Consider the following 9107-nt stretch of genomic DNA (forward strand, 5'->3'; position numbering starts at 1 on the left):
GTGCTCTTCGTCCGCGACGACAACGACCCTAACAAGTTCCATCCAAGAATCACGGCACAGCTCAACTTCATGTATGAAGCGCTCTACGACAGCGACAAGGAGAAGTTCAACCGTCTATACAACGATTATTACTACCGCCGCAACAACAATTTCTGGTATAACGAGGCAATGAAGAAACTGCCTGTTCTCGTGCAGGCAACCCGAATGCTGGTATGTGCCGAAGACCTCGGTATGGTGCCAGACTGCGTGGCATGGGTGATGGATCAGCTGCGCATCCTCAGTCTGGAACTGCAGCAGATGCCGAAAGACCCGAAGGTGAGGTTCGGCATTCTCTCGCGCAACCCCTATCGCAGCGTCTGCACACTCTCTACTCACGACATGCCGACACTGCGCCAATGGTGGGACGAGGATTACGAGCGCACACAGGTTTACTATTCTTCTATGCTCTACCGTGGCGGTGCTGCTCCTCATCCTCTGCCGGGATGGCTGGCACGCGACATAATAGCAAACCAGCTGACTTGTCCGTCGATGCTCTGCATCCTGTCGCTGCAAGACTGGTTTGCCTTAGACGAGAAACTGCGTCTGCCCGACGCTGACGCCGAGAGAATAAACATCCCTGCCAACCCCCGACACTACTGGCGCTACCGCATGCACATCAACATCGAAGACCTGATCGCTGACAAGGAATACAACGATGCGATTAAGGAACTGGTGAAGCTGAGATAAATATCTGAAAGAAAAGAATAACGACAATAACGAAACAATGGAAAAGAAAAAGTCAACATATAGTCCGCTGGATTTCTTTCCGGCGGCATCAAACTACAGCGGTCTGAGAAGCGCGCTGCTGTCCATCGCATTATTGCCGATGATTGGAATGGCACAGACGGTGAGTTCACCGAACGGTAACGTGACGGTGAAATTCTCGCTTACCAACGACGGACAGCCTACTTACGAGATGGAATACAAGGGAAAGACGGTGTGCAAGCCGTCGCATCTCGGACTGGAACTCGCCAAAGACAAACATGCCTCGAAGGGAATGCAGGAGACCGACCTCATGAAGGGTTTCAAGGAGACCGGACACAAGACTTCCACCTTCGACGAGACATGGAAACCGGTGTGGGGAGAAACGGCAACGATACGCAACCACTACAACGAGATGGAGGTGAGCCTCAACCAGCCTTCATCGAAACGCAACATAAAAATACGCTTCCGCGTGTATGACTACGGTATGGGACTCAGATATGAGTTCCCGCAGCAGGAGGAACTGAACTATTTCGTAATAAAGGAGGAGCACACACAGTTTGCTATGGCAGACAACCACACGGCATACTGGATTCCCGGCGACTACGACACACAGGAATATGAATACCAGATCACTCCGCTCACCGGCATCAAGGACATCATACGCCGCGACCGCGAGAAATACAAGAGCAACTCATCGACCACGGTGTTCTCTGATACAGGCGTGCAGACATCGCTGCAGATGAAGACCAAGGACGGATTGTATATCAACATCCACGAGGCGGCTTGCCTCGACTATCCTACTATGCACCTCAACCTCGACGAGAAGACGCTGACATTCGAGTCATGGCTCACTCCTGACGCCGTGGGCATGAAGGGATTCATACAGACGCCTTTCAACACGCCGTGGAGAACGGTGCTCGTGAGCGACGACGCCCGTGACATGCTGTCATGCAAACTAACGCTCAACCTGAACGAACCTTGCAAGATTGAGGACACGTCGTGGATTCATCCTACGAAATACTGCGGTGTGTGGTGGGACATGATAGTCGGCAGAAAGAGCTGGAGCTACACCAACGACTATCCTTCAGTGCGCCTTGGCGAAACCGACTACTCCAAATGCAAGCCGAACGGCACTCACGGAGCTACCACAGCTGAGGTGAAGAGGTATATAGACTTTGCTGCAAAGAACGGACTGCAGGAGGTTCTCGTTGAGGGATGGAACATCGGCTGGGAGGACTGGTTCGGCCATCAGAAACTCGACGTCTTTGACTTCGTGACGCCATACCCTGACTTCGACATCAAGGAACTCAACGAATATGCCCATTCTAAAGGAGTGAAGCTGATGATGCACCATGAGACTTCGGCTTCTGCAATCAACTATGAACGTCATCTTGAGGATGCCTTCAAGCTGATGAACAAATATGGCTACGACGCCGTGAAGACGGGATATGTGGGCGACATCATTCCGAGAGGCGAATACCACTACAGTCAGATTATGAACAACCACTACCAGCGCGTGGTGGAAGAGGCTGCCAAGCATCATATCATGGTGAACGCACATGAGGCGACACGTCCTACGGGTATATGCCGCACATGGCCTAACCTTGTGGGCAACGAGAGTGCGAGGGGCACTGAATACGAAGCTTTCGGCGGAAGCGTGCCTTACCACACGGTGATGCTGCCATTCACCCGTCTGCAGGGTGGACCGATGGACTATACTCCTGGCATCTTCGAGACGAAGCTCTCTGAATGGAGCCAGAACCAGAGTTTCGTACATTCCACGCTCTGCGGACAGCTGTCGCTGTATCTCGTGATGTACAGTCCGCTGCAGATGGCTGCCGACCTGCCTGAACACTACGAGAAATACGATGATGCCTTCCAGTTCATCCGCGACGTGGCATGCGACTGGGATGACTCTAAATACATTGAGGCCGAACCGGCAAAATACATCACCGTGGCCCGCAAGGCAAAAGGTACCGACAACTGGTTTGTCGGCGGCAAGACTGGCGAAGAGGCGCGCAACGCCGTGGTGAAGCTAGACTTCCTGGACAAAGGAAAGAAATACGAATGCACCATCTATCAGGATGCTGCCGACGCTGACTATGAGAAGAATCCGAAGGCTTACCGCATCACCAAGCGCACGGTAAAACGTGGCGACGTGTTGAAGATCAGGGAAGCCAGAGGTGGCGGATTCGCCGTGTCTATTATGGCTAAGAGATAACTAAAGAACGAGAAGTATGGTTAATATAAGAACTGCTATGACGGGCTGCATTATGGGAGTCCTCTCTCTGCCGATGTCGGCTCAGGGGATATTCAACGAGATGTCGTTCTCAGCCGACAAGACAGTGTTCAGACTCAACTCGCCCTATGAGACCACTCTGCGCATCTACAAGGATGGAGAAGGCGGAAAACCCATGAAGACTGTGAAGATGAAGAGCAAGGGCGATGGCGTCTGGGAGGCTGTAGTGAAAGGCAACCTGAACGGATTGTTCTATACCTTCGACACCGGCAACGGTGAGTGTCCAGGACTCTTCGCCAAGGCTGTAGGAGTGAACGGAAACCGTGGTGCCGTGGTAAACATGCCGTCTACCGACCCTGAAGGATGGAACGAAGACAGACGACCGGCATTGGCATCGCCTGCAGATCTCGTGATTTATGAACTGCACCACAGGGACTTCTCCATCGACCCGTCGTCGGGACTCGGCAACAAGGGTAAGTTCTTGGCGCTCACCGACCCTAAAGCAATAGAATATCTGAAGAGACTCGGTGTGAACGCCATCCATATCCTGCCATCGTTCGATTATGCCTCGGTGGACGAGACACGACTCGACACGCCGCAATACAACTGGGGCTACGACCCGAAGAACTACAACGTGCCTGAGGGCAGCTATTCCACCGACCCGTATTCACCGACGGTGAGAATAAAGGAGTTCAAACAGATGGTGCAGGCATTACACAGGGCTGGCATCAGAGTGATACTCGACGTGGTATACAACCACACGTTCGACATCAAGAACAGCAACTTCCAGCGCGTCAATCCAGACTACTACTATCGCAAGACGGCTGACGGTAAGTATTCCGACGGTTCGGGCTGCGGCAACGAGACGGCATCTGAAAAGGCGCTGATGAGGGAGTATATGCTGGAGAGCGTGAAATATTGGGTGAACGAATACCATATCGACGGTTTCAGATTCGACCTCATGGGTGTACATGACATCGTGACGATGAACGATATCCGTGCTGCCGTAGACCAGATAGACCCAAGCATATATATATATGGTGAGGGATGGAGCGCCGGCAGCTGTGCCTACCCTACCGACAAACTGGCGATGAAGGCGAACACACGTCAGCTGAACGGCATCGGTGCTTTCTGCGACGATATGAGGGACGCACTGCGCGGTCCGTTCAGCGACGACCATAAGGGTGGATTCCTTGCCGGAATGCCTGATATGGAGGAGAGCCTCAAGTTTGGCATCGTGGGAGCAATCAGTCATCCGCAGATTGACATGACGCGTGTGAACTACAGCAAGGAGGCATGGACAAACTCCCCCACTCAGATGGTAAGCTACGTGAGCTGCCACGACGACCTGTGTCTCACCGACCGACTGAGATCAAGCATACCGGGAATAACGGAAGATGAGCTTATCCGTCTGGACCTCTTGGCTCAGACTGCGGTGCTCACCTCTCAGGGTGTGCCGTTCATTCTTTGCGGTGAAGAAATGCTGCGCGACAAGAAAGGGGTACACAACAGTTTCAAGTCGCCTGACAACATCAACCACCTCGACTGGAACAATCTGAAGCGATACCCACAGGTGTTCGACTATTACAGCGGTTTGATAGCTCTGCGCAAGAGTCATCCGGCTTTCAGACTTGCCAATGCCGATCTCGTGAGAAAGCATCTGTCGTTTCTCGATGCTCCCAAGGGAGTGGTGGCTTTCAGCCTCAACGATAATGCCGGTGGCGACTCATGGCGCGACATCATAGTGATTCTGAACGCAAACAAGCAGCCGACTGACATCAACGTGCCTGAAGGGGAATACACCGTGGTAGTAGACAACGGAAAGGTGAACGTCAACGGACTTGGCAGCATAACCGGTCAGAAAGCTACCGTGGGTGGACAACAGGCAATGGTAATTTACAGAAAGTAGAATGCCTGTAAATCCGTTTACTCATCGACTCGTTTACTTGTCAACTTGTTTACTTGTCAACTCGTCAACTAAAAAAAAACAAACTAATGAAAAAGATAATAGCAGCCCTATTGCTGGGCACAACATTAACAATGAGTGCGGCTTCAAAAATAGACAGAATTGAACCGACAAACTGGTTCGTGGGAATGAAAAACCCACAGGTGCAACTGATGGTATACGGCAAGGACGTGAGATCTGCCAACGTATCCACCGACTACCCCGGTGTACGCATCGACAGTCTGGTGCGCCTCGACAGCCCTAACTATCTCCTCATATATATGAACGTGAAGGATGCCAAGGCGGGAGTGATGAACCTGAAGTTCCAGACTGCCAAAGGCAAGGCGCAGACCGTGAAATATTCGCTCAACGAGAGGATGCAGAAGGGTGAAGACCACAAGGGCTTCTCTAATGCCGACGTGCTCTATATGCTCATGCCAGACCGCTTCGCAAACAGCGGTAAAGACAACAGCAAGATCAAGGGGATGAATCCCTACTCAATCAACCGCAACGAACCGAGCCTCCGTCATGGCGGCGACCTGGAGGGCATTCGCCAGCATCTGGACTATTTCAACCAGCTGGGAGTAACGGCACTGTGGTTCACTCCGGTGCTTGAGAACAACTCTCCCGACCACGGCAAACAGAGCACATACCACGGATATGCCACGACAGACTACTATAAGGTGGACCCACGGTTCGGAACCAACGAAGACTACCGCAGGCTCGTTGCCGACGCTCATAAAAAGGGACTGAAAGTGGTGATGGACATGATTTTCAACCACTGCGGATTCGAGCATCCGTGGGTGATGGACATGCCTTCTGCCGACTGGTTCAACTATCCTGAATGGCTGAGTCCTGAGAATCAGGCAAACAACAAGAAAACGAATACTATAGACGGTGCGGCTCAGGTGAACGACAAATACCTGCAGACCAGCTATAAGCTGACACCTGTGCTCGACCCATACGCCAGCCAGGTGGACATGAAGGAGACCGTTGACGGATGGTTCGTGCCTTCGATGCCCGACCTCAACCAACGCAACAGCCACGTAATAACTTACCTCATCCAGAACAGCGAATGGTGGATAGAGACAGTGGGCATCGACGGTATCAGAATGGACACCTACCCATATGCCGACCGCAAGGCAATGGCAAAATGGATGGAGGTGCTCAACGAGGAATATCCTAACTTCAACACCGTGGGAGAGACATGGGTGACAGAACCGGCATACACAGCGGCATGGCAGAAAGACTCGAAACTCAGCGACATCAACTCTAATCTGAAGACGGTGATGGACTTCAGCTTCTTCGACAGACTGAATCTTGCCAAAAACGAAGAGACCGACGGATGGTGGAACGGTTTCAACCGCATCTACAACTCGCTCTGCTACGACTATCTCTACAATGACCCGTCACACGTGATGGCATTCATCGAGAACCACGACACTGACAGATTCCTCGGAGAGGGTCAGGACACTCTGAAACTGAAACAGGCTCTCGCCCTGCTGCTCACCATCAACCGCATTCCACAGCTATACTACGGTACGGAGGTGCTGATGAACGGCTCGAAGAAGGTGACCGACGGCAATGTGCGCCGCGACTTCCCTGGAGGTTTTGCCGGCGACAAGCGCAATGCTTTCACCAAAGAGGGACTCACGAAGGAGGAGAACGCAATGTTCAACTGGACAAGTCGTCTGCTACACTGGCGCAACGGCAACGACGTGATAACAAAAGGCAAACAGACTCAGTTCATCCCTTACGACGGTATCTATGTCATTGCCCGCACATTGGGCAACAAGGTGGTGATGACCGTGTTAAACGGCACAAGCCATGAAAAGAAACTCCATGTGGAGCGTTATGCCGAAGTGATAAACGAAGCACAAACAGCCACAAACATCTTGACAAACAGAAAGATAGACATCACGAAGGATGTAACGCTCTCACCTCGTGGAACAATGATTCTGGAGTTTGAAAATAAATAAACACAATTCCCCATGAACAAGAAACTAATTACTGCCATCGCCGCAATAGCATGCCCATCCATGCTCATGGCACAGGGATGGCCTACAAATCATCAAGGCGTGATGCTCCAGGGATTCTACTGGAACAGCTACGACGCCTCAAACTGGAAAAAACTCGAGACACAGGCCGACGAACTGTCTAAGTATTTCAACCTGATATGGATTCCGCAAAGCGGCAACTGCGGAGGTGAATCCATGGGATACGACGATCTCTATTGGTTTGACAACTACAAGAGCGCATTCGGTTCTGAAGAGGAACTGCGCTCTATGATATCCACCTTCAAACAGAAAGGACTGGGCACCATTGCCGATGTGGTGATAAACCACAGGAAGACGCTAACAAACTGGGTTGACTTCCCGAAGGAAACCTACAAGGGAGTGACATACCAGCTGCTGCCTACCGACATCTGCAAGGATGACTGCAGCGGAAAGACCGCTACATGGGCTAAGGAGAACGGCTACAATCTGAGTGACAACAACGACACGGGAGAGGGTGTCGACTTTGCCAGAGACCTCGACCACAACAGCAGCAACGTGCAGAACAACGTCAAGGCTTATCTCGACTTCCTACTCAACGACCTGGGGTATTCCGGAGTGCGCTACGATATGGTTAAGGGCTACGACGCCAAATTCACCGGTATCTACAACACTGCGGCAAAGCCTGCATTCTCGGTAGGCGAATATTTCGACGGCAACAAGCAAAATGTGGAAAACTGGATAAACGGTACCACCCAGAATGGTGAGATACAGAGTGCGGCATTCGACTTCCCCACCCGATATGCCGTTCGCGACGCCACGGCATACAGCAACTGGACAAAGCTCGACAACGGTGGACTTGCCACGGATGGCGACTACTGCCGTTATGCCGTGACATTTGTTGAAAACCACGACACGGAGAAGCGGTCTGAATCGGAGCAGCAGGATCCTATCAAGAAGGACACCCTCGCTGCCAACGCCTATATCCTCGCCATGCCGGGAACGCCGTGTGTGTTCATGAAACACTGGATTGACCACAAACGGGAGATAAAGAACATGATTCTGCTGCGCAACCTCACAGGCATCACGAACCAGAGCGCATGGAACCGCAACGTAAGCACCGTGGCACGCTATGTGTTCACGACCACGGGTACTAACGGACGACTTCATGTTGCCGTGGGTACATCGGCAAACAGCTATACTGCCGACAACACTACATGGGCGCTCGCCACAGAGGGATACCACTATCGCTACTTTCTGGAGAGAAACAGAGAGACGGCATGGATAGACCTGCCATCGGGGGAATATTATGACACACCGAAGGCTTTGCTGCGCGCCATTTCTACAAACGACAACGCCAAGATTGTATACACTCTCGACGGTACTGCTCCGACAGCCAACAGCAGCGTGGCTGAAAGCGGATATGAGGTGGCACTGCCTGAGGGCGACGTAACTCTCAAGGCTGGACTGCTCGTTGACGGCAACGTGACGGGCATCACGGAGCGCCACTACTCCATCAAGACTTTCTCGCCTTATGCCATAACGGTGAACGTGAATGCCGACCAAGTGGGCTGGACCGCAATGAACGTATGGTCGTGGGGCGGCGACGGAAGCCACAACCCAACGATACAAAAATGGCCTGGCGACAATGTGACGACAACGGTGACGGAGAATGGAAAGACATGGTATTCACTGGGCTATACCATGAACAGCATAGACGACTACGTGAACTTCGTGTTCAGCACCGACAACGGCAAGTCTCAGACTGAGAACATCCAGAACGTCAATGCCACCACTTATCTCGAAATAACGACAGAGAAAGACAGCAACGGCCACTACAAGGTTGCCGACGTGACATCTCAGTATTCCGGAATCGCGGTTCCGTCAACCGCCATCATGCCTATAGCAAAGTCTACCACCGTAGTCTCTCTTGACGGTCGCACGCTGCGCTCCTTCTCCGGTCATGTTTCTGCCGGCGAGGCAACCCAAGGTCTTCCATCTGGAATATACATCGTGAACGGCAAGAAGGTAGTGAAGTGATTTTGGCTACTGTAGCAATTATTGCCGCCTTTTTTCACAAGCGGCTTCCTATTACCCCAAATCAGCTGCAACAGCTGGTTTGGGGTATTTTATGCCCAAACGGTCATTAGGCCGTTCAACCCAAATCGGTCATTAGGGCTTGCTT

5 protein-coding genes are annotated in these 9107 nt (G+C 52.0%); all 5 read left to right on the forward strand.

The genetic code is table 11. The annotated features are described in order from the left end of the window. On the forward strand, positions 1 to 726 hold a 726-nt coding region (locus tag QVO99_RS08280), incomplete at its 5' end, for a 4-alpha-glucanotransferase (protein ID WP_288177077.1). A gap of 139 nt (positions 727 to 865) precedes the next feature. Continuing rightward, a complete protein-coding gene (locus tag QVO99_RS08285) occupies positions 866 to 2965 on the forward strand; it encodes a glycoside hydrolase family 97 protein (RefSeq protein WP_288177078.1) in 2100 nt (699 codons plus the stop codon). Between the two features lie 37 nt (positions 2966 to 3002). Further along, positions 3003 to 4892 carry a type I pullulanase gene (pulA, locus tag QVO99_RS08290; protein WP_288177079.1) on the forward strand — a complete coding sequence of 630 codons (1890 nt, stop codon included), beginning with the start codon at positions 3003 to 3005 and terminating at the stop codon, positions 4890 to 4892. 86 nt (positions 4893 to 4978) lie between these two features. After that, complete coding sequence (locus QVO99_RS08295) at positions 4979 to 6907, forward strand: glycoside hydrolase family 13 protein (protein WP_022317147.1); 1929 nt, start codon at positions 4979 to 4981, stop codon at positions 6905 to 6907. A gap of 12 nt (positions 6908 to 6919) precedes the next feature. After that, on the forward strand, positions 6920 to 8962 hold the full coding sequence (locus QVO99_RS08300; protein ID WP_022317148.1) for an alpha-amylase family glycosyl hydrolase: 2043 nt from the start codon (positions 6920 to 6922) through the stop codon (positions 8960 to 8962). Positions 8963 to 9107 lie beyond the last annotated feature (145 nt).

It is taken from the genome of Prevotella sp. CAG:592 (genome assembly GCF_000436015.1).
Classification (GTDB): domain Bacteria; phylum Bacteroidota; class Bacteroidia; order Bacteroidales; family Bacteroidaceae; genus Prevotella; species Prevotella pectinovora.